Here is a 19,906-nt window from a genome sequence, read left to right as displayed (position 1 = left end):
TACTGCTAGAGCAGCCCCCGCGATTTGAGAGCAAGATAGTGGTCAACAAGCTTCGTAGGAACTTCTTCGGGCGGGGCATCTATGACGTGGACGCCCATCTGCGCCACCGCATTTATCAGCTTTTGCCTTTGTACTTGTGTCTTCGCTGCAGCAGCGGCGCTATAAACCGAATCGGCATCGGTAGTTTGCCGTCGCATCTGCTCGACCTCGGGATCAGCTATCGAAGCAATAACAACCCGATACCGCTTAGCTAGGTGGACTAGCGTGGGCAGCAATGTTTCTGCAGCTGCAACGGGCTCTAGGGGAGTAAGCAGCACTAGCAAGGAGAGCTGCGGGGCCTGCGCAATGATCGCCGAGGCCAGCTTTGTCCAATTCGCCTCAACCAGCTTTGCCTCTAGCGGCATCATCGCGTTTGAGAAGTCTGAGAGCACACTAGTGCGGGAAGTATGCGGCACCGTAACGCGTACTAGCTGGTCTCCTGCCAACAGGCTTACGTTGTCGTCTGCGCGTCCTGCCACCGCGCCTAGCAACAAGGCAGCGTCCATCTCGGATTCCAATCTGGCCACGTCCTCGACACGGCCGGCTGACAGACGCGAGGTGTCCAGGACCAGCATTACCTTCCTGTCTCGCTCTGGGCGCCAGGTACGGACTACAGTGTCGTTATGTCTGGCTGAAGCTCGCCAGTCAATTGACCGAACGTCGTCGCCATCTACCCATTCGCGAAGGGAATCGAATTCCGTGCCTTGGCCGCGCTGCCGCGACCGTGCACGACCTTCTACAGCCTGCAATTTGGCGAGTTTTGCCGGCAAGTGTTTCCGAGAGGGAAATTCCGGAAGTACACGGAGTTCTCCGGGTAGAGTAAAGGAAACTTGCCTAGCGGCTAGGCGCATAGGACCCCATGAACGTACGGTCACATAATCCGGGTGGGCTACACCACGCTTCTTCGGACAGACGGGAGTAGTTACCTCTGCCTCTTTACCAGGAATTAGGACGAGGCGGTGGCGGTTGGCCTTGGCTTGTACGCTGGGTGGCCACGCGTCGCGCACCTCTACCTTCATCTTCCGAGATCCGGGAAGGGACAGGTAAAGCCCTACGCTACCCTCCTCGAATGCTCGAAGTGGTTCGTTTTCAGTGCGCCGTATCTGCAGTTTGCGTGGTGAAGGTGCTGCCACCAGATCTATGATGGTCAGCCCTATAACGACCGCGAGCCAGATATATACCAGCTCTAGCCTGGGAAAAAAGAACAGGGGGAGCAGGCAAAGCACTGCTAAGAATGGAACCCGCCAAGATATGCTCATCGCGGTACCGAGATAGAATCGAGCGCGCCAGCTAGGACTGCCTCGATGGAAACACCTTCGAGCTCAGCTTCAGCACGTAGGACCAGACGGTGTGCGATGGTTGGCATCACGAGTGCCTTCACATCGTCGGGCGTAACAAAATCCCTGCCGGATAACCAGGCCCAGGCGCGGGCAGCGGCGAGCAAGGCAGTAGCCGCCCTAGGAGACATCCCGAGCGAGAGCGAGGGGGCCTGCCTGGTGGCCCTGGCGATATCTACAATATAGGCAATCACTTCGGAGCTTATTTGCACCTGGGAGACCTGGCGAATCCCCTCCTCAATATCGGCCGCACTGGCGACGGGCTCGAGTCCGGCACCCTTTATATCGGACGGGTTGAAGCCATCAGCGTGCCTGCGCACGATTTCGATCTCTTGATCCCGCTCTGGAGCAGGCATCTGGATCTTCAGCAAGAATCTATCTAACTGGGCTTCGGGCAGTGGGTAGGTGCCCTCAGATTCGATAGGGTTTTGGGTAGCCGCGACAATAAAAGGGCTGGGAAGACGGCGAGCGGTCCCCGCTACGGAAACCTGCCGTTCAGCCATTGCTTCTAGCAAGGCCGACTGAGTTTTTGCCGGAGTACGGTTGATTTCGTCGGCTAGCAGCAGATTTGTGAATACAGGACCTGGTCTGAAAGTAAAGTCTTTCTTCTCTTGGTCATAGATCAGCGAGCCCGTCACATCGCCTGGCATCATGTCAGGGGTGAATTGGATGCGGGAAAAGTCTACGTCCAAGGCCCTAGCGAGGGATCGGATAAGAAGCGTCTTACCCGTACCAGGCACGCCCTCTAAAAGCACATGGCCGCGGGTGAGTAAGCCGATGAGCAGTCCGGTTATTGCCCCTTCCTGGCCTACGACAGCCTTTCCAACTTCGGAGCGCACGCGGATCATTGCCTCGCGGGCGTTATTTTCGTTCACGGATTACCTCCTGTTCGAGGGCGGTGAGTCCACGCGCCATGGAAACCATTTCAGATTCGGTTGTAGGGGAGCCATAGAGTAGATAAAGCAATTCTTGTTCTTTGCGCCCGCTTCGCCTTGCAAGTGCACTCACAAGTGCCTGCTGGCCTGCCGAGCTGGGCAAGTAAAGTGCTCTCGCCAGACGGGGGCGTAACTGTTCTTGCAAGGCTGCAATCATCGGCTCGGGTTCACAGGCTTGCGCATACATTCTGCCCAAAGATTGGGTAGTTTCGGAAGCTTTTACCACCACAGGAAGTGGTTCAGTGGCTAGGCGGCCGAAGCGGCGCCCTCGCCAGAAGGCAAATAGGAGGAATACCCATGCCAGAAGGATCATCATAGGCTGTACCCAGTTAGGTAGCAGGTCTCGCGTGGTAAAACCAATGCCTCCGGTGGCTGCCGTGTTTGATTCCGACGGGGAGTACCACACTACGTTTTGGGTCGGGCTGAGGGCCGCCAACGCAGCTGCGGCATTGTCATCTTCTGTAATGGAACCATTTACGAACCAACTAGCTGACCCCAGTAACAGTGTTTCAGGATGGTCTTTAGTCCGGGGGAGGAGCACAACCTGAGCACCGCCGGGCTGGCTCATACATTGGAAACTTCCCTGGGGCATAACACCCATAGGGGTATACATGAGTCCGACTTTGGATACAGTCCTGGCTTTTCCAAGCAGATTGTTGCAGTGCGACGGCGGATCCGCTACGGCCATGCCCTCTGAGAGCACAGCCATGTCAGTCTTCAGCTGGCCGAGCACCTCATCTGTCGGTGCAAGTACTACAGAACGCCTTACTTTTTTGCTGACTAGTAACTCAGGTACGCCCTCGCCGATCCCAACCCTATTGTCGGATATGACGACAGTGACGTTTTCCTGCTTGGAGAGTTGTTTTTCCAAGTCCTTCTTTGTGCGGACGATAGTAAGGTCTACGTCTTGTCTAGCTAAAACGCGGGCAAGAGCCTGACTGCCTTCCGCCTTTGGGTTCATTGGGTCTAGCGGAAGAGGTTTTTCGGAGGGCCAGAGTACATAAAGCCCCAAAGCGATCAGGATGAAAGATGCCACCAACAGCGTGGCGCTCGATCGGAATATTGCCTTTGGATGCGCACCAACAGCCTTCATCTTGGTCATGATCCCTGCCTCATTGTTGCAGGAATAGGCATGCTTGAGGCGGCACCGGCGGTGCTACTGGGAGAGAGGGCGGATAACTCGTCGTAAAGGCTAATCGCTGCGCGCGCATCGACTTCAGTAACAAGTGAGGCATGCCCGTATGTGGCTTCGTCAAACGAGGCATTCACGTGCGCAATTTGCGGTGAATTATTAGGAAATAGTGCCTCTAGCTGCCGGCTCACCTCGCCCGCTGTTTGGCCTGGTACCGCCTCTATCAGCCCGCGCTCGACGCCTCGTTGGACAATAGCCCGGAAGGCCGCTTGCACTGAGAGGGCTGGAGCGTCGGGATAGTTATTCTTTGCTTGGGCCAAATATGTTTCGGCAGGTATCGACGGATCTACCAAGGCGGCAGAGTCATGACGGGTGCCTTTTGATAGATTCTTGCGTAGTCGCCGAATAATGAAGAACCCTATTATCAGAACAATCAGGATAATAATTGTGGGGAGTACCCAGCCCAGAGAGGGTGGCTCGATGGTTGCCAGATTGAGCTGGCTTAGGAGTTGTTCCCAGAAATATCTTAAGAGAGCACCAAGATCGAAATAGCCCGGTTTAGCTAGCTCGTCCTCAAGCGCCTGACGGGCGTCATCTGGAGATGGCGCAATACTTGGCAAGTACAAGAGGAACATTTATCGTCCGGAGCTAGTCAGATATTGGATCAGAGCTACGTCCAGCCCTTCTTTGCGGAAGCGCACGTCTACATATAGCAGTGACATCAAGGAAGTCTGCAGGGGCAGCGTAATTATTGAAGCAAGTAGAGAAGTAATTACTGACAACACCAGAATGATCGTCATCTGCGAAGCTGCGTTGCCAGAGCCGATCGCCACGGCTATTAGGGCGGAGACAGCAGATATTGGGGTAGTTATGGATGCTGCAATGATGCCAATTATGAATTGTCCAAGCCAAGTAATTCCCAGGCAGCGCAAAAAATATCCAGACATCAATTGCCAAGAGCGCTTTAAAGAAGCAAATGCGCCGGCTCCTTCAATGACTATGGCCTGGCCGTAGAAGGAGAAGCGAACGGCCACAATTGAGATAGCAAGAAGGATACCAATTCCTAAAATAAGCAGGAACAAGATGGCGAGTCCTCCGCTTCCGATGGTCTCAAACGCTCCACTGGCGTAAAATATCCCACCAATAGTTGCGGTGATTACAACTAAGATGAGCATCATTACTAACCATAGGATTATAGACGCGCCGAGGTAGCGCCATATTTTTCTGCCTACCGCTTTCCAAGTTTGCCCTATAGATACTTTTTGTCCTTCAACAGCCTTCATTACCACGAAGACCATCAGCGGTATCAGCAAGATCTGGCCAATAAAGATAGGTAAATAGGAGATTAGCTGAGTGCCTTCCATAGCCAGGGAATTGTCGTTATTAAAATCGAAGTGGGGAATCCAGCCCATGCGAGCGGATATGAGCACAGGCATGAGCATTGCCAAGAGGACGATCTCTACAAGGAAAGTTAGCCCAAAAACAGTTTTTGGATTCATGCGGGCGAGCTTGAATACTCCGCCCAAGATGTCTCCTACCGATAGTGGGCGCAGTGGGATAATGCCCGGTTGGAGCTGATCATAATGGAGGGGGCCCTGGGGAGCATTGGGGAAGCCGTTAGAGCTGTGCTCGCTGGGAGCGTATTGCCCATATCGAGGCTGTGGGGTCTCAGGCAGGTGTTGCTGATTCTCTGGGGGACGCGGGCCCGACGGGAGAGTGAAATCCGACACTAATACCTCCTGTATTTGTTGCTTCCACCTTCCACTGTACTGAAGATGCGGGCTACTGGCTCCAGGAAAACGAATTTGGACAGTTTTCTAATCTCTTCTTCATCAAGACAGTAATCTTGTTTCTATGAATGATTGGGTAATTTCTTGCGCGGACGCGCGAGCTAGCGTTTCTGCCTTCCGAGGCGTTGTTACTTCGTGGATTATTGAGCGCGACGGAGTAGAACACGAACTAATTGATGGCTACTGTACCGAGGCAGAGATGCAGTCCTTGGATGGGTACCGTGGAGCCTTGATGGCGCCGTGGTCGAACCGTATATCTGATGCTCGGTTCACTTTCGAGAACGAGGAATTTGATCTGGGAGTCGATCCGTCTGGACTGCGCGAAGGCCTGCATGGGTTGTATGCGTCCGCCACCTTCAGCCTCGTCCGTCTTCTTCCCGATTCTGTCACCATTGAGGCTGAAAATCAGGGAGTACCAGGGTATCCGTGGCCTACCAAGTTGCAGGCTACGTACACCATTCGGGAAGGTGGAAGGCTCGAGCTGGAACTGCGGTGCACAAACTGTTCTGATCGAGCCATAAAAGTGGGATTGGGGTGGCACCCGTACCTGGCGTACCAGGGGAGCGGGCCATGCACTGTAGATATTCCCGCGCGTACGAAGGTAAACGTGGACGATGCGCTTATACCTCTGCAGGAGCCGCATACCTTCAGCGATCGAGGCGAAGAGCGCCGAATCGACTTTGAAGGATTAGCCGGAATTGATTTGGCATATACGAATTTGGTTCCAGACCCAGATGGTGTAGTGCGAACTAGGCTGACTCACCCAGACGGTTCTGTCACTACGTTAGAGGGCCTCCTTGAAGGTGGTAAGGATGGTGTGGGGATAATCCACATATTCACCGGAGATACGTTGCAGTACCGGCCCGGCGAATCTTTTGCCATGGAACCGTGCCACTTTATGACAGACGCTTTCAATCGGGAGGCGGTTGGGGACACTGCTCTACTTCAGCCAGGACACACAAGAGAGCTGCGAGCTGCGTTAATACATGAGTTCTAAATATCCACAGGCAGATCGAGGCTAGGTGTCCACAACCGGTGTGTTTCTGCTGAGCTAACTAGGGGCGAGTAAGCCTATTTTCGAGGCATGAAACAAATTCCGGTGGAAACTCTAGCTAACGCTGCCTTCAAAGCGGTGAAGCCGCAACCGGAACGAGCTCCTAAAAGCCGGTTGCGGCTTCTCCCAGGGCCTACCTCTGCACTAGTATTGGGCATAATAATCGCGCTGGTGGCGATCGTGTGCGGCATTGGTAGCGCCATGGACAATCCAGACACACCCGCTAATTCCTCGCCTAAACAGCAGGTGAGCGAAGCGGCCTCTGCGCCTGCTGGTGACGAAGTAATCGTGCACGTCGTCGGCAAGGTGGCCACACCTGGTTTGGTACATCTAAAACGGGGAGCAAGGGTTGACGATGCGATCAAGAAGGTTGGCGGAGTAAGCAAGGGAGCCGACCTTGCTGCTATCAATCTTGCCCGCCCCCTCACGGACGGGGAACAAATAGTAGTACCGGCACTCTCTCAGCCTAAATCCCCTGGTACGCAGACTGCCGAATCCGATTGCATAAATTTAAATTCTGCTTCCGAGAAAGATCTTCAAGAACTAAACGGCGTAGGCCCTGCCCTGGCCGGAAGAATTGTAAATCACCGGGAAAGCCAGGGGCCTTTCACCAAAGTTGAAGACCTACAGCAAGTGTCTGGGATAGGCCCGGCGTTGGTCCAGAAAGTATCCGGACAGGCATGCGTATGAGAACTACCGACTTGCGCCTTTTGCCAGCGGCTATAGGTGGTTGGCTGCTTATCCTAATGAGCCAATATGTTTCCGGACTGGTACTTCTCTTATTTGCTGCAGGATCCATACTTGCCGTCGGCGGCGCTTGGATGAACAAGGGAGGCCGGCACCTGCAGGCAAACGTCGGGCGTATTAACGGCATGGTCATCCTGCTTCTCATTTCCATGGTTGCGCTCGCGGGACCTGCCTGGCTCAAGGCATCACAAGTGAGTGCTTCGCCACTGGGGCAACAAACTGCGGGGCAAGTAGTCGCAAAAATAGTTACCGAGACAAAACAAAACGAGCGCACCGCTTTTGCTAAGGCGCAGATAATATCCGTCTTAGATCGGCCAATATCCATGCCCGCGTTAATTTTTGAAAAGCGCCTCCATGCCCATCCCGGACAGACGATCAGAGCAAAGTGTACGTGGAAGCGGCACAGTGGACTGGGAAGGATAATGCTGGCCTGTTCCAGAAGCAAGATAATTCGCCGTGCTGATCCATGGACTCACTGGGCGAATTCGCGCAGACAAAAATTACACTCAAGGCTCGGCAATTCCGCAGCGGGGGCTTTAGTTTGTGCAATGGCACTGGGCGACAACAGGTATCTGTCGCCAACTTCCTCTGCCAACATGAAACGAGCCGCGCTAGCCCATCTAGCCGTGGTCTCGGGTACTCACGTGGCTATTGTTATTAGCACGTTTTGGGGTCTGCTAGCTTTTCTGAAGCGGCGACTTCGGCTGCTGAGCGCTGCAACAGTACTTGTTGGCTTCGTGATCTTAGTGGGGCCTATGCCTACGGTGGCAAGAGCTAGCGCAATGGGAATGATTGCCCTCGCAGGGATGGCATTAGGCCGGCCCGGAAGCGCAACGGGTGCACTGGCACTAGTAACGATGGGGCTGCTAATAACCCACCCGACTTATGCGGCCGATATTGGCTTTGCCCTTTCAGTAAGTGCCACATTCGCCGTCCTCACATTGTCTGAACGAATTGAGGCGCCCCTACGCAGCATACTTCCGAAGGGCATCGCTAAAGCAGTGTCAACCTCAATTGCTGCACAAAGTTTCTCTGGACCGTTGCTGCTCCTACTATCGCCAGGTACCTCCTTATATGCCCCGATTGCCAATTTATTGGCCGCACCGGCCATCGCTCCAGCGACGTTACTAGGTTTGCTTGGGGCACTATTGCCTCGACCAGTGGCCCAGCCGATATTAGCTCTAGCAAAGCTAGCAGCCTGGTGGATAGCTACCGTAGCCAACAAAATCAGCGCATTACCTGGGGCTGTCTTGCCCTGGCAAGGAGGACCGGCGGGAGCGGTGGCACTCGCATTCAGCGTGCTCTGCATTCTATTTGCGGTACACCGCCACTTCGCTGCAATAGATGGGGGTGGTTCATGGCATGGTTAACCCATGGCCAAAACAACATGGGATAAATTGCAGTTAGCACCGGTGATGCTCATCCGCGGCCCCGAAGAAGTCATTGCTTCCAGGGCAGAAGCACGCGTTCGCGATCTGGCGAACAAAGCAGACCCCAACGTAGGGATCATCGATGTAGAAGCAGCCACATACCAGGCCGGTCAGTTAGGAGTGCACACTGCCCCTTCCCTGTTTGGCGAGGCCAGACTAATCAGGATACACAACTTAGAGACGCTGTCAGAGTCGCTGGCGAAGGACTTGCTGGAATACCTGAAGGCTCCTGAACCTGACGTTTGGATTCTTGCCCGCCACGCAAAGGGGCAAAAGGGAAAGAAACTGCTGGAGGCAATTTCCAAGGCAGGCATGCCCGTGGTGCAATGCGATCCAATAAAATCTGCCCGCGATAAGGCCGATCTATTGAAAGCCGACGCACGCAGAGCACACCGAAGCATTGAACCGGCTGCTGTTGAGGCGCTAGTTGACGCCTTAGGATCCGATTTGCAAGAAATGTGCGCCGCCCTCGCCCAACTCTTCTCGGACAAGGAAGGCAAGATCACTGAACAGGATGTGCACACCTTCTACGGCAACAGGGTAGAAGCATCGGGATTCGCAATAGCCGATGCGGCAGTAGCCGGAAACAGCGGCAAAGCCATAGAACTTGCCCGCCATGGATTTGCCACAGGTGCTGCCCCGGTAGCGATGATGGGAGCACTGGCACTAAAGGTGCGTAATATCGCGAAGGTATCTTCCGGAGCACGTAACCCCCGCGAACTTGGGATGGCACCTTGGCAAGCTGACAGGGCCCGCCGCGAGGCCCGCGGTTGGTCGCAGGTAGGCCTAGCCGAGGCGATAGCGGCTGTTGCGGCAGGAGAAGAAGAAATAAAAGGTGCCTCCCGCGACCCCGAATTTGCTTTTGAGCGAGCCCTTCTGCGGGTCGGGGCTGCGCATGGGCGCCACTAACAATTCCATTATGTGACCCGAACCAACACCGAAGTACCTCTTGGTCTACTTTTTACAGAAAAACTAAGGAGGAATGTAATGGCTGAGAAGATCCGTGTCGCAATCAATGGGTATGGCAATTTGGGTAAGGCGGTGGAATTAGCCGCTAGCGCAGCAACTGACATGGAACCAGTAGTTGTCTTTACCCGTCGAGACCCGGCATCCGTGAAAACCTCCGGAACCCCAGTGGTCAGAGTGGACCAGATGGCGGATTGGGAAGATAAGGTAGACATCTGCGTAAACTGCGGAGGTTCTGCTACGGATATGCAAGCCGCAGGTCCTGCAGCCGCGAAACTTTTTAGCACGGTAGATTCTTTCGATACCCATGCGAAGATTCCTGAGTACTATGCCGCGGTGGACCAAGCCGCAAAAGAAACCGGTCACCTTGGGATGATTTCCTCCGGCTGGGATCCAGGATTATTCTCGCTCAACCGCGTGCTAGGAGATGCAATTATTCCCACTGGAAATACCTGGACATTTTGGGGGCCGGGAATTTCCCAAGGCCATGGAGATGCAATTCGGCGAGTAGCTGGAGTAGTAGCAGGAGTGCAATACACCATTCCGCTGGACGCTGCTGTGCAAGCTGCGCACGACGGGAACGGCCAGACTTTGACCGCCCGCCAAATGCATCGGCGCGAATGCTACGTAGTAGCTGAAGAGGGCGCTGATAAAGAGCGCATTGAGCGTGACATCGTGTCAATGCCTAACTACTTTGCTGACTATGATACGACGGTGCACTTCATCTCCATCGATGAGCTCAAAAAGAATCACTCTGGGATGCCTCATGGTGGGCGAGTGATTAGGCAGGGACAGACGTCGCAGGGGACCAACCAGGTTTATTCCTTCCAGCTGCATCTGGACTCCAACCCGGAGTTCACTGGGGCGGTATTAGCTGCCTCCGCCCGGGCTGTCTATCGGTTGCACAAAGAAGGTAAGACAGGCGCAATTACAATCCTTGACGTGCCTGCAGCATACCTATCGGATAAGTCGCCGGAGCAGCTGCGCTCCGAATTGCTCTAGTAGACAGTGGCCGCGGGTCCATCGCCATGGGCGCGCGGCCTATGCAGCATTCCGGAATGCATCTGGATTTCAAGCAAATCTGCAACTATGGTGCCGTAGCCGTCCACTATCAACGTCCAGCCGTGGCGTTGCAGAGGCTGCCAGAGAAGGGTCACGTGGTTGTTCGCCGCAACATTTTGCTTGATTGACTGCCGCGGATTGGCAACCAGTATCTTTCCTCCTTTTAGGATTGGGTCGACCGTCATGACCTTGGCGAATCCACCTTCTCTTAGAGTGATTAGGGTGGCACTGTTGTAGTTCTTCAGTACCTGCGCTAGCGAGGTAAACGGGACGGGAATACTCATTTTGCAAGCTCCAATGAAAAGTGGCTTAGTCCTGGCTTCAACTTCGATACTGATGCCCCTGCTTCGACCTGGAGCATGACCCAGTGCGGATCTATAACTGCGGACGGAGCCAATACGTTAGCTCGTCCAGTAAACGCTTGCACTGCTGCAGGTAGAGAAGGGCCGATTACGTAAGTTTTCGCCCTCTTAGCCAACGAGAGCAGACGCGGCAAAGTCTTATTAGTAAGTGCCATGGCGGTAATCAGTGCTACTTCCGCGTCAGGTAGTACGTACTCGCAGGCAGAGTCTGGTAGATCGCCACCGGTGGGTTTCCGCTCGAGTACGGTTAAAGAACATATCTTCTCCAGCGATGCTATGGCAGTACTGAAATGCCCTACCATTACGACTTTCTTCCCGGCTAATTCCTGGCGTGCCGCTGTAAAAATGGATTCTCCTGGATTAGCGCAGCGATTGTAAAAGCTATTCATCGCAGCCACTCCGAGACTTGCCCGGGCAAAATCCCAGCTCTTCGCCATGGCTGCCACCTCTCGCAAAGGGCGTCCTTGAAGGGGAGCCGCATCGAAGCTACCCAGGCCAGCGGCAACCCCAACTCCTGCCTCGGACTCTACGCAAGCCGCGTTAGCGCTAAGAGCACGGCGAACCAGCACATCTTCCGGAATAGCGGCAATCAAGTCGTCATAAAGTGCGAAGGGATTCATACCTCCATTGTCCGAGAAAAAATTCCTGAATCAACCTGGAGCACTTACATGTAAAAGGTGGGCGCAACCGATCGGTTGCGCCCACCCGAAGAACAATCAGCTTAAGCTGACATCTTGTTCACACGACGAGCCAGCTTCGACTTGCGGTTTGCAGCCTGATTCTTGTGAATCACGCCCTTGGAGACTGCCTTATCCAGCTTGCGGGAGGCAATCTGCAGGAACTTTTCTGCTTCTTCGCGGTCTCCGGCCTCGACGGCTTCGCGGGTGTGACGCACGTAAGTCTTTAGTTCGGACTTGACGGCGCGGTTGCGAAGACGACGCTGCTCGTTGGTGCGGTTACGCTTGATCTGAGACTTGATATTTGCCACGGATTTCGCTCTCTGTACGTTCTTACATCGGTCGGTGAGGGTGTGTCATAACCGGACTGAGGCCGTGGGGCGGCCGTGGTTGGTGTATGACCGGACCACCACCCGACCAGGCGGCAATCCAGCTATCCACTGTAGCAGAAATGTAGGTCGTAACAAAGGTATGTGCGCGCTTTCACCTGGGAGGGCGATGTGGAGCGGGTGACACTTAGCTCCACAACTAAAAAGAGGCAGGAAAGGCGTCGAAAGTAACCCTATGATGTTACCTATGCAGTCGCCAACCAGCTCTCAACGATTCCGGGTCCGTGGGCTCGATGGCGTACGTGCAATCGCGTGTTGTGCGGTACTTGCCTATCACTTCTTCCAGGCGGGTACTCCCGGAGGGTTTCTGGGCGTTGACGTATTTTTTGCACTCTCGGGATTCCTTATAACCGGTCTGCTGGTGAAGGAACAAGAGCGCTCCGGCAAGATTGACATCCCCGCATTCTGGTTGAGGCGAGTCCGCAGACTCTTTCCCGCGGTGGCGTCCACCGTCGTCGCTACCTCACTCATTGCTGCTCTGGTATCGACAGATCTGCTGGTAGGGATCCGCAGACAACTGTTCGGGGCCGCCACCTTCACCTACAACTGGGTAGAAATATGGGCAGGCAATAGCTATTTCAATCAGGGATCGCCGCCGCTTTTTCGAAACCTGTGGTCCTTAGCTGTAGAACAGCAGTTCTATGTGATCTGGCCGCTTGTAGTCACCCTAATTGTCTACATGCGTCCAACTAAGCGATTCCTGGTGCCTATCCTGCTTGCAGTCGCGTCGGCGATTTTTATGGCCACAATTGTCCTGAGCGGTGGGGACATATCCCGGGCCTACATGGGCTCGGACACGCACGGCTTCTCGCTCATGATTGGTTCTGCACTGGCCTGCCTGCAAACAAATCCGCTCTCGCCGATGCCTTCAAATCCAAGGGGGTACAGGCTCCGCGGGATTCTCGGCTGGGTAGGCCTGGGCGGGATGATTGCATCCTTCTTTTTAGTGTCGGATTCATCTAAAGCCACCTATCCATTCCTCACCGTTGCGGTATGTCTATGCTCAGGGGCCACCATTGCGTCCCTGGCGCAAGAGACCGCTCCCGGAGCGCGAGCATCCAGAGTGCTGGCTCAGGTACTGGACGTAAAACCGCTGCGGTGGTTGGGAGAACGTTCCTACAGCCTCTACTTGTGGCATTGGCCAGTGCTCGTAATCATGCGTCAAGCCTTCCCCTCCACGCAGATCTGGGTTCTCGCCCTCGTCGTAGCCGGACTGTCGATCCTCGTAGCGGCCGTTTCCTACACGTATGTAGAGACTCCCATGCGTAAAGAAGGGATCATGGCTGTCCTCTCCAGGTGGCTATACCTACGCAGCTCCTCCCGTTACGGCGACCTTTCTAGGTACGTGGCGTGGGGTGTGGCTGCAGCGACACTAATTGGAGTAAGCACCGTCGTCATGATCCAACCGCCAAAGAGCTCGGCGCAGATCGCGGTAGAGAAGGGGAAGGTGGCAGCTAGGCCAACTCCGAAGCCGAAGCCGGCCCCACCAGATCTAGGCGACAACCAACCGGTAGGCGGCAATATCACCGTCATTGGAGACTCGGTGACGTTAGCATCTTTGCAACCGCTACAAGAAACGTTCCCCGGCGCCCTCGTCGACGCAGAAGTGTCGCGACACTGGGACGATGGGGTAGCGCTAATAGACCAGTACAAGGCAGAACAGAGCCTGGGTAGGTGGGTAGTGCTGTCGCTCGCAACGAACGGTACCGTCACCACGGACAACCTAAACGCGGCGCTGGCACAGCTTGGACCGGAGCGCCGCCTAGTGCTTGTCACCGGATTTGGTCCGCAGTACCAGTCCGAACAGTGGATCGATCAAAATAATGCAAACATCCTTGCCTTCGGCAAAGCACATCCAGACAGAGTGGTAGTTGTCCGTTGGGATGAGGCGATAAAGGCACATACTGACTGGCTTGCCGGCGACTACATCCATCCGGACGAGGACGGAGCAAAGCTTTGGCGCGACACCCTGGTGGGCGCCCTCAAGTCCTTCCCCGGTGTGAAACAGGTGGGCGGGGCCCCCAAGAAATGACACGACCAGTTAGGATTGTTCATTTGGACGTGGGAAACTAGAAGTGACTACGCATATTAAGGAGGCCGCGTGAGCGCGCAAAAAGGAAAGTTGGACCCCCAGATTTCCCCGGCGAAGACTGACCCTTCGCTCATTCGTAACTTCTGCATTATTGCCCATATTGATCACGGTAAGTCCACTCTTGCCGACCGGATGCTCCAGCTATCTGGCGTAGTTGAAACGCGAGAAATGCGTGATCAGTACCTGGACCGCATGGATATTGAGCGCGAGCGAGGCATCACTATCAAGTCGCAGGCCGTGCGCATGCCCTGGAAGGTAGATGGCCATCCCTACGCCCTCAACATGATCGATACGCCCGGACACGTGGACTTTTCCTACGAAGTTTCCCGGTCACTGGCAGCCTGCGAGGGAGCGGTCTTGCTGGTAGACGCTGCCCAGGGGATCCAGGCACAGACCTTGGCAAATCTGTACATGGCAATGGAACACGATCTGCAGATCATTCCTGTGCTGAACAAGATTGACCTTCCTGCCGCCCAGCCTGAACAGCAGGCTGAAGAAATTGCTGGCCTGATCGGATGCGACCCATCCGAGGTACTAAAGGTGTCAGCAAAGACCGGCGAGGGCGTCGCAGAATTGCTGGACAAGATAGTTTCTGATGTCCCCGCTCCTAGGGGGAATGCGGACGCTCCCGCCCGGGCCCTGATCTTTGACTCCGTCTATGACATTTACAGGGGCGTAGTTACCTATGTGCGCGTCGTAGACGGGTCGCTCAAACCGCGGCAAATAGTCAAGATGATGTCTACTTCTACGACTCATGAGCTGCTAGAGATAGGTGTTATTTCGCCCGATCCTATTCCCAGTGAAGGATTAGGTGTGGGTGAGGTAGGCTACCTGATCACCGGCGTGAAAGATGTACGTCAATCCAGGGTCGGTGACACGGTTACCGACGCCCACGCTGGGGCGAGCGAGCCACTATCCGGCTACCAGGATCCCAAGCCCATGGTTTTCTCGGGGATCTACCCGATTGACGGGTCGGATTTTCCGGCCTTACGAGAAGGGCTAGACAAGTTGCGTCTAAACGATGCTGCCTTATCGTACGAGCCGGAAACTTCTGCAGCACTAGGCTTTGGCTTCCGCTGCGGCTTCCTGGGGCTGTTGCACCTAGAGATCATCCGCGAGCGCATCGAACGAGAAGCGGGCATATCGATTATTGCCACAGCGCCTTCTGTTGTTTATAACGTCATTACCGAGGACGGTACTCACGTTCAGGTCACGAACCCGTCCGAGTATCCGGATGGGAAACTTCGAGAAGTTCGCGAGCCCGTGGTAAATGCGACTATCCTTACGCCCTCGGAATTCGTGGGAGCGGTGATGGAGCTTTGTCAGGGGCGCCGCGGTGTCATGAAGGGGATGGACTACCTATCTCCAGAGAGGGTAGAGATTCACTACACGCTGCCGTTGGCCGAGATTGTGTTGGACTTCTTCGACCAACTCAAGTCCCGTACCAAGGGCTATGCCTCCCTGGACTATGACGTCGAGGGCGAACAGGTAGCAGACCTGGTGAAGGTAGACATTTTGCTAAATGGCGATGGGGTAGATGCGTTTAGTGCCATTGTGCATCGCGACAATGCTTACGCCTACGGCGTGAAGATGACGAAGAAGCTGAAGGAATTGATTCCTCGCCAGCAATTTGAAATTCCTGTGCAGGCAGCGGTTGGGGCGCGAGTCATTGCTCGCGAAACTATCAAGGCACTGCGCAAAGACATGCTGGCTAAGTGCTACGGCGGCGACATTTCCAGAAAGCGAAAATTGTTGGAGAAGCAGAAGGAAGGTAAGAAGCGGATGAAGGCTATCGGCAGCGTGGATGTGCCGCAGGATGCCTTTATTGCTGCGCTAACTTCTGATGCGGAGGCTAAGTGAGTCCCGCAAAGAATTCTCCGGACCCTGGAAGGTTCATGGCACGTACGAAGTCCTTCACTAGGCGCGGCAGGTCCTTGGAAGGGGCGCTCGCGCGGGCGTGGGAAGAAAGCGGTGACTTCATTGTGCCTGTGCGCCGCGGTGAGGGGTACACAACGGTTGCTGAAGACCACGAACCACTTGATTTTGAGGCTCTCTTTGGGCGCAAGGCGCCGCTGGTAGTCGAGATTGGTTCGGGCACTGGGGATCAGATCCTGACGGCAGCTAGAAAGAATCCGCAGAACAACTATCTTGCCTTTGAGGTCTGGGTACCGGGAATTGCGAAGGCCCTAAATAAACTGGACGGGCTTACCAACGTGCGGTTTGTGGAAGCTGACGTGGCCCAGGCTGGTCCTCTTTTGCTTTCACCTTCTTCGGTGTCGGAACTGTGGACATTTTTCCCGGATCCGTGGCGAAAATCCCGGCACCACAAGCGGCGGCTTGTACAGACGGAGTTCGCCACTCAGGTAGCCACTTGGTTGGTGCCCGGTGGGCGCTGGCGTCTGGCTACGGATTGGAACGACTACGCCTGGTGGATGCGAGACGTAATCGAATCCGTCCCCGTGCTGCGCAACGAATATGCCGGGCAGAATCCCGATCTGGACGATCCAGCGGGCAACAGGGGAGGATTTGCTCCGCGCTATGATGGCCGCATCATGACTACCTTCGAAAACAAGGGACTGCAGGCGGGACGCACAGTGCACGATCTGGTTGCGGTCCGTGACTAGACCATTTTCGGCCTACGTTCACGTCCCATTCTGCCGGGCAAGATGCGGTTACTGCGATTTCAACACTTACGTCGCCGACTTCGGACCGGGAGCGAACCGGACAACTTTCGACCAAAGCGTCGCCCTCGAAATTGGGCGCGCGAAAGCGCATCTAGGGCCTAGGCAACTGCAGACTGTATTCTTTGGAGGCGGCACTCCTACAATGCTTCCGGCTGCGGCATTGGCGAGTATCCTCAGTGAGTTGGATTCGGCTTTCCCGCTCGCCTCGAAGGCAGAGGTAACAACCGAGGCAAACCCCGAAACTGTAAGTCGCGATGATCTATTCCAACTAGCGAAGGCCGGCTTTACTAGGGTGAGTTTCGGCATGCAATCTGCCGTCCCAAGAGTATTAGCTACCCTGGATCGCACCCACCGTCCCGAGCGCGTGCCTCAGGTCGTCCAGTGGGCAAAGGAAGCTAACTTTGCAGTAAGCCTGGACCTAATCTACGGCGCCCCAGGCGAGAGCATTGAAGATTGGAATGCCTCCCTGGATGCGGTAATAGGCATGGACGTAGACCACGTGAGTTGCTACGCCCTCGTCATAGAGGGCGGCACAAAAATGGCGAACGACCTGCGTCACGGTAAGATCGCGCCGGTCGATCAAGATGTGCAGGCAGAAAAATATCGCCTAGCCGACGCCCGCCTTTCCGACGCTGGTTTTAGATGGTACGAAATCTCGAACTGGGCCCGCCCGAAAGAGGGCGAAGAACACAAGGTTAGTACCGAGCTAGAAAACGCATGCAAACACAATCTGGCATACTGGCGAAACTGGGATTGGTGGGGATTTGGCCCCGGCGCCCACTCCCACCTGGCAGATCGTCGGTTCTGGAACGTTAAACACCCGCTGGCTTACGCAAACGCGCTGCGGCAAGGGCGGTCTACGGTACTTGGAGAAGAGCGGCTAGATGCAACCACGAAAGAACTAGAACGAATAATGCTGGGCGTACGCATCTCGGAAGGACTTCCCAAAGCAGACGTGTCTGCCGCAGGACTTTCGCGATGCCGCGAACTGGGATGGGTAGACGAGTACGCCCTGAAACAAGGACGGGTAGTGGCAACATTGCAAGGGCGACTCATGGCCGACTCAATGACGCTCACGCTGTTGGGAAGCTAAGGGCAGGTCACAAAATCGATCAGTGCTTCCACCTTGCCCAACAAAGCTGGCTCCAAGTCCTTGTACGTGCGCACAGTACGCAAAATCCGCTTCCAGCCCTGAGCAATGTCGGCCTGAGTTGAATGCGGCCAACCCAAGGCGGCGAGGGTCCCCTTCTTGATATCTGTTGTCTTTGGAATATTCGGCCAGGCGCGCAACCCCAACCGGGCCGGCTTCACCGCCTGCCAGATGTCAACAAATGGGTGCCCCAATACCAGTACCGAATCGGGATATTTCCTGCCAATACTAGCGGCAATACGTGATTCCTTTGATCCTGCCACCAAATGGTCCACTAACACGCCCGCCTTTCGGGAGGGGGAGGGTGAAAAAGCGGAAAGTACGCACTCCAAGTTGTCTACGCCCTCAAGAAGTTCAACCACTACACCTTCATGGCGCAAATCATCGCCCCAAATGTGCTCTACCAACTCGGCGTCATGCTTTCCCTCCACCCAAATTCTGGAGGCCTTAGCAACCTTGGCGGGCTCAGGGGCGAGCGCATAGGAGCCGGAATTAGTAAGCTTGCGCCCCGTAGAAGAGCGGAGGCCGCTCTGGCGCGTCTTAGCTACCGGCACGAGTGTCACAGGCTTGCCATCAATCCAATAACCCGGCCCCAGCGGGAAGGAACGCACGCGCCCTTTCGCATCTTCTAGCTCCACCACGTGCATGCCCCCAATTTTCTGGGTACGCAAGATGGCGCCAACCCACCCGGACTCCACGTCCTCGACAACCAATCCCACCTTGGCGGGAACTTCGGTAGAGGTGGGCCTTCGGTGAGGATCATTTGCTAAAACGTCGCTGCCATATCTGTCGAACACGCCCTAAATCCTATTAGAAATAACCGAAAAGAGCGCACCTGCCAACGCGGTTAGTATTAATCGCTTCTAATGTGGCACAATCGATATATACGCATTCGGGGTCAGTGAAAGTCTGAACCGGCGGTTATAGTCCGCGACCCGCTAAGGCGGTTGAGCTGGTGAAATTCCGGCACCGACGGTAAAAGTCCGGAAGGGAGAATGTTACACGCCTAAGCAAGTCGCGCTTGGGCGTACGCCCCCTATGCAAGAAAGGGGGAAAATGATAAACACCGCGTTAGCCAGAGCAATCACTCTGGCAGAAAAAGGGCCACAATTCGGGCCCAATCCACGCGTCGGCTGCGTAATCTACAGCGAGAAGGAAATCCTCGCTGAAGGATTCCATCGTGGCAGCGGTAGCGCTCACGCAGAAGTAGCTGCTATCCAAGACGCCCACCAAAGAGGCAAGTGCGTGCGCGGCGCTACCGCTCTAGTGACGCTAGAACCATGCAACCACACCGGGAAAACCGGCCCATGCTCGCACGCCCTACTTGCAGCTGGGATCAGCCGAGTCATATATGCCCAGGCAGATCCCAACCCCGTGGCTGCGGGAGGAGCTGCCTACCTGCAAAGCCATGGCATAGAAGTGGCCACCGCGCTCGCGGCGGGTGCAGACCAAGGATTGGTAGCTAGGGCACAGGCGATCACTGCTGCCTGGCGCACAGTTCAAAAACGAGGCCGAGCCTGGGTTATCGCGAAAGTAGCCCAAACCCTAGATGGCAAAGTAGCTGCCAGCGACGGCACCTCGAAGTGGATTACCGGCCCGCAGGCTCGCGAGCACGGCCACCAGATTCGTGCGACGGTTGATGCGATCTGTGTCGGTACCGGAACGTACCTGACAGATTCGCCCCAGTTATCGGCGCGGCCAGCAAATGTGAAGGACCCACACCAACCGAAGAAATTCGTCATTGGCAACACAGATCTGTCACTGCCTGCCCAGTTCACTCAGGTACGCACGCATGACCTGCGTACCTTCTTTGAAGACATGTTCAAACAGGGCAATACCCGGATTCTGCTCGAAGGCGGACCGACGCTAGTAAGCGCCGCCCTCAAAGAAGGTCTGGTGGATGAACTGCACGTTTATACAGCACCTAAATTGCTAGGCGAGGGCAAAGCCTCCTTCGCAGATTTAGGCATAACAACGGTGGCAGACGCCATCGACGCAAAGGCAACGATCACGCAGCTGGGACCGGACTGGCTAGTGTGCCTCGCCCTCACGGAGTAGGA

At 55.2% G+C, this 19,906-nt stretch carries 19 protein-coding genes and 1 riboswitch; of the genes, 10 read left to right on the top strand and 9 right to left on the bottom strand.

The annotated features are described in order from the left end of the window. Nucleotides 1-5 precede the first annotated feature (5 nt). From QP400_RS09510 to QP400_RS09490, 5 genes are read right to left on the bottom strand one after another with little or no spacing between them, the layout of a single operon-like run. Nucleotides 6-1,298 carry a DUF58 domain-containing protein gene (locus QP400_RS09510; protein WP_004806178.1) on the bottom strand — a complete coding sequence of 431 codons (1,293 nt, stop codon included), beginning with the start codon at nucleotides 1,296-1,298 and terminating at the stop codon, nucleotides 6-8. After that, a complete protein-coding gene (locus QP400_RS09505; protein WP_101485809.1) occupies nucleotides 1,295-2,224 on the bottom strand; it encodes an AAA family ATPase in 930 nt (309 codons plus the stop codon). Before QP400_RS09505 ends, QP400_RS09510 begins: the two co-directional genes overlap by 4 nt. Before the next feature lie 13 nt (nucleotides 2,225-2,237). Beyond that, entirely contained in the window at nucleotides 2,238-3,413 is a 1,176-nt protein-coding gene (locus QP400_RS09500; RefSeq protein WP_004806180.1) for a DUF4350 domain-containing protein, read from the bottom strand. Next, nucleotides 3,410-4,078, bottom strand: a complete 669-nt coding sequence (locus QP400_RS09495) for a DUF4129 domain-containing protein (RefSeq protein ID WP_004806181.1) — start codon at nucleotides 4,076-4,078, stop codon at nucleotides 3,410-3,412. The genes QP400_RS09500 and QP400_RS09495 overlap by 4 nt, the downstream gene beginning before the upstream one ends. After that, a complete protein-coding gene (locus tag QP400_RS09490; protein ID WP_004806185.1) occupies nucleotides 4,079-5,173 on the bottom strand; it encodes a DUF7847 domain-containing protein in 1,095 nt (364 codons plus the stop codon). Between the two features lie 124 nt (nucleotides 5,174-5,297). Here QP400_RS09490 and QP400_RS09485 point away from each other — a divergent pair, with 124 nt between their 5' ends. The 5 genes from QP400_RS09485 to QP400_RS09465 all read left to right on the top strand — a co-directional run bounded on the left by QP400_RS09485 (nucleotide 5,298) and on the right by QP400_RS09465 (nucleotide 10,432). After that, on the top strand, nucleotides 5,298-6,230 hold the full coding sequence (locus QP400_RS09485) for an aldose 1-epimerase (RefSeq protein ID WP_004806187.1): 933 nt from the start codon (nucleotides 5,298-5,300) through the stop codon (nucleotides 6,228-6,230). 87 nt (nucleotides 6,231-6,317) lie between these two features. Next, entirely contained in the window at nucleotides 6,318-6,977 is a 660-nt protein-coding gene (locus QP400_RS09480; protein WP_004806189.1) for a ComEA family DNA-binding protein, read from the top strand. A gap of 56 nt (nucleotides 6,978-7,033) precedes the next feature. Further along, nucleotides 7,034-8,404, top strand: coding sequence for a ComEC/Rec2 family competence protein (locus QP400_RS09475; protein ID WP_160309223.1), 1,371 nt, complete (start codon nucleotides 7,034-7,036; stop codon nucleotides 8,402-8,404). Nucleotides 8,405-8,407: 3 nt separating this feature from the next. Then, nucleotides 8,408-9,373 carry a DNA polymerase III subunit delta gene (gene holA / locus QP400_RS09470; RefSeq protein WP_004806193.1) on the top strand — a complete coding sequence of 322 codons (966 nt, stop codon included), beginning with the start codon at nucleotides 8,408-8,410 and terminating at the stop codon, nucleotides 9,371-9,373. A 78-nt stretch (nucleotides 9,374-9,451) separates the two neighbouring features. Then, complete coding sequence (locus QP400_RS09465; protein WP_004806195.1) at nucleotides 9,452-10,432, top strand: diaminopimelate dehydrogenase; 981 nt, start codon at nucleotides 9,452-9,454, stop codon at nucleotides 10,430-10,432. On the opposite strand, the gene QP400_RS09460 is transcribed toward QP400_RS09465, so the two are convergent. The 3 genes from QP400_RS09460 to rpsT form a co-directional block, all read right to left on the bottom strand. Continuing rightward, nucleotides 10,429-10,776 (bottom strand): hypothetical protein, encoded by a 348-nt coding sequence (locus tag QP400_RS09460; protein WP_004806196.1) that lies wholly within the window; start codon nucleotides 10,774-10,776, stop codon nucleotides 10,429-10,431. The genes QP400_RS09465 and QP400_RS09460 overlap by 4 nt on opposite strands. Continuing rightward, nucleotides 10,773-11,474 (bottom strand): Rossmann-like domain-containing protein, encoded by a 702-nt coding sequence (locus QP400_RS09455; RefSeq protein WP_004806198.1) that lies wholly within the window; start codon nucleotides 11,472-11,474, stop codon nucleotides 10,773-10,775. The genes QP400_RS09460 and QP400_RS09455 overlap by 4 nt, the downstream gene beginning before the upstream one ends. A 101-nt stretch (nucleotides 11,475-11,575) precedes the next feature. Further along, complete coding sequence (gene rpsT / locus QP400_RS09450; RefSeq protein WP_004806199.1) at nucleotides 11,576-11,842, bottom strand: 30S ribosomal protein S20; 267 nt, start codon at nucleotides 11,840-11,842, stop codon at nucleotides 11,576-11,578. A 253-nt stretch (nucleotides 11,843-12,095) separates the two neighbouring features. Here rpsT and QP400_RS09445 point away from each other — a divergent pair, with 253 nt between their 5' ends. From QP400_RS09445 to hemW, 4 genes are all read left to right on the top strand, one after another. After that, nucleotides 12,096-13,952, top strand: coding sequence for an acyltransferase family protein (locus tag QP400_RS09445; RefSeq protein ID WP_081499167.1), 1,857 nt, complete (start codon nucleotides 12,096-12,098; stop codon nucleotides 13,950-13,952). 69 nt (nucleotides 13,953-14,021) lie between these two features. Further along, nucleotides 14,022-15,872, top strand: a complete 1,851-nt coding sequence (gene lepA / locus QP400_RS09440) for a translation elongation factor 4 (RefSeq protein ID WP_004806203.1) — start codon at nucleotides 14,022-14,024, stop codon at nucleotides 15,870-15,872. A 35-nt stretch (nucleotides 15,873-15,907) separates the two neighbouring features. After that, complete coding sequence (gene trmB, locus QP400_RS09435; protein ID WP_101485664.1) at nucleotides 15,908-16,636, top strand: tRNA (guanosine(46)-N7)-methyltransferase TrmB; 729 nt, start codon at nucleotides 15,908-15,910, stop codon at nucleotides 16,634-16,636. Beyond that, nucleotides 16,629-17,789 (top strand): radical SAM family heme chaperone HemW, encoded by a 1,161-nt coding sequence (gene hemW / locus QP400_RS09430; RefSeq protein ID WP_196793453.1) that lies wholly within the window; start codon nucleotides 16,629-16,631, stop codon nucleotides 17,787-17,789. Before trmB ends, hemW begins: the two co-directional genes overlap by 8 nt. Here hemW and QP400_RS09425 read toward each other — a convergent pair. Further along, nucleotides 17,786-18,643: a DUF3097 domain-containing protein gene (locus QP400_RS09425; RefSeq protein ID WP_004806209.1), complete on the bottom strand. Its 858-nt coding sequence runs from the start codon at nucleotides 18,641-18,643 to the stop codon at nucleotides 17,786-17,788. The genes hemW and QP400_RS09425 overlap by 4 nt on opposite strands. A gap of 87 nt (nucleotides 18,644-18,730) precedes the next feature. Beyond that, nucleotides 18,731-18,849: riboswitch (FMN riboswitch) on the top strand. A gap of 53 nt (nucleotides 18,850-18,902) precedes the next feature. On the opposite strand from QP400_RS09425, the gene ribD reads away from it, so the two are divergent. Then, the gene (gene ribD, locus QP400_RS09420; protein ID WP_004806214.1) at nucleotides 18,903-19,904 is read left to right on the top strand and encodes a bifunctional diaminohydroxyphosphoribosylaminopyrimidine deaminase/5-amino-6-(5-phosphoribosylamino)uracil reductase RibD; all 1,002 of its coding nucleotides are present in this window, start codon (nucleotides 18,903-18,905) and stop codon (nucleotides 19,902-19,904) included. The last annotated feature ends 2 nt before the right edge of the window (nucleotides 19,905-19,906 follow it).

The sequence above is a fragment of the Winkia sp. UMB3158 genome, assembly GCF_030217145.1.
Classification (GTDB): domain Bacteria; phylum Actinomycetota; class Actinomycetes; order Actinomycetales; family Actinomycetaceae; genus Winkia; species Winkia anitrata.
This window is presented reverse-complemented; position numbering and strand designations above follow the sequence as displayed.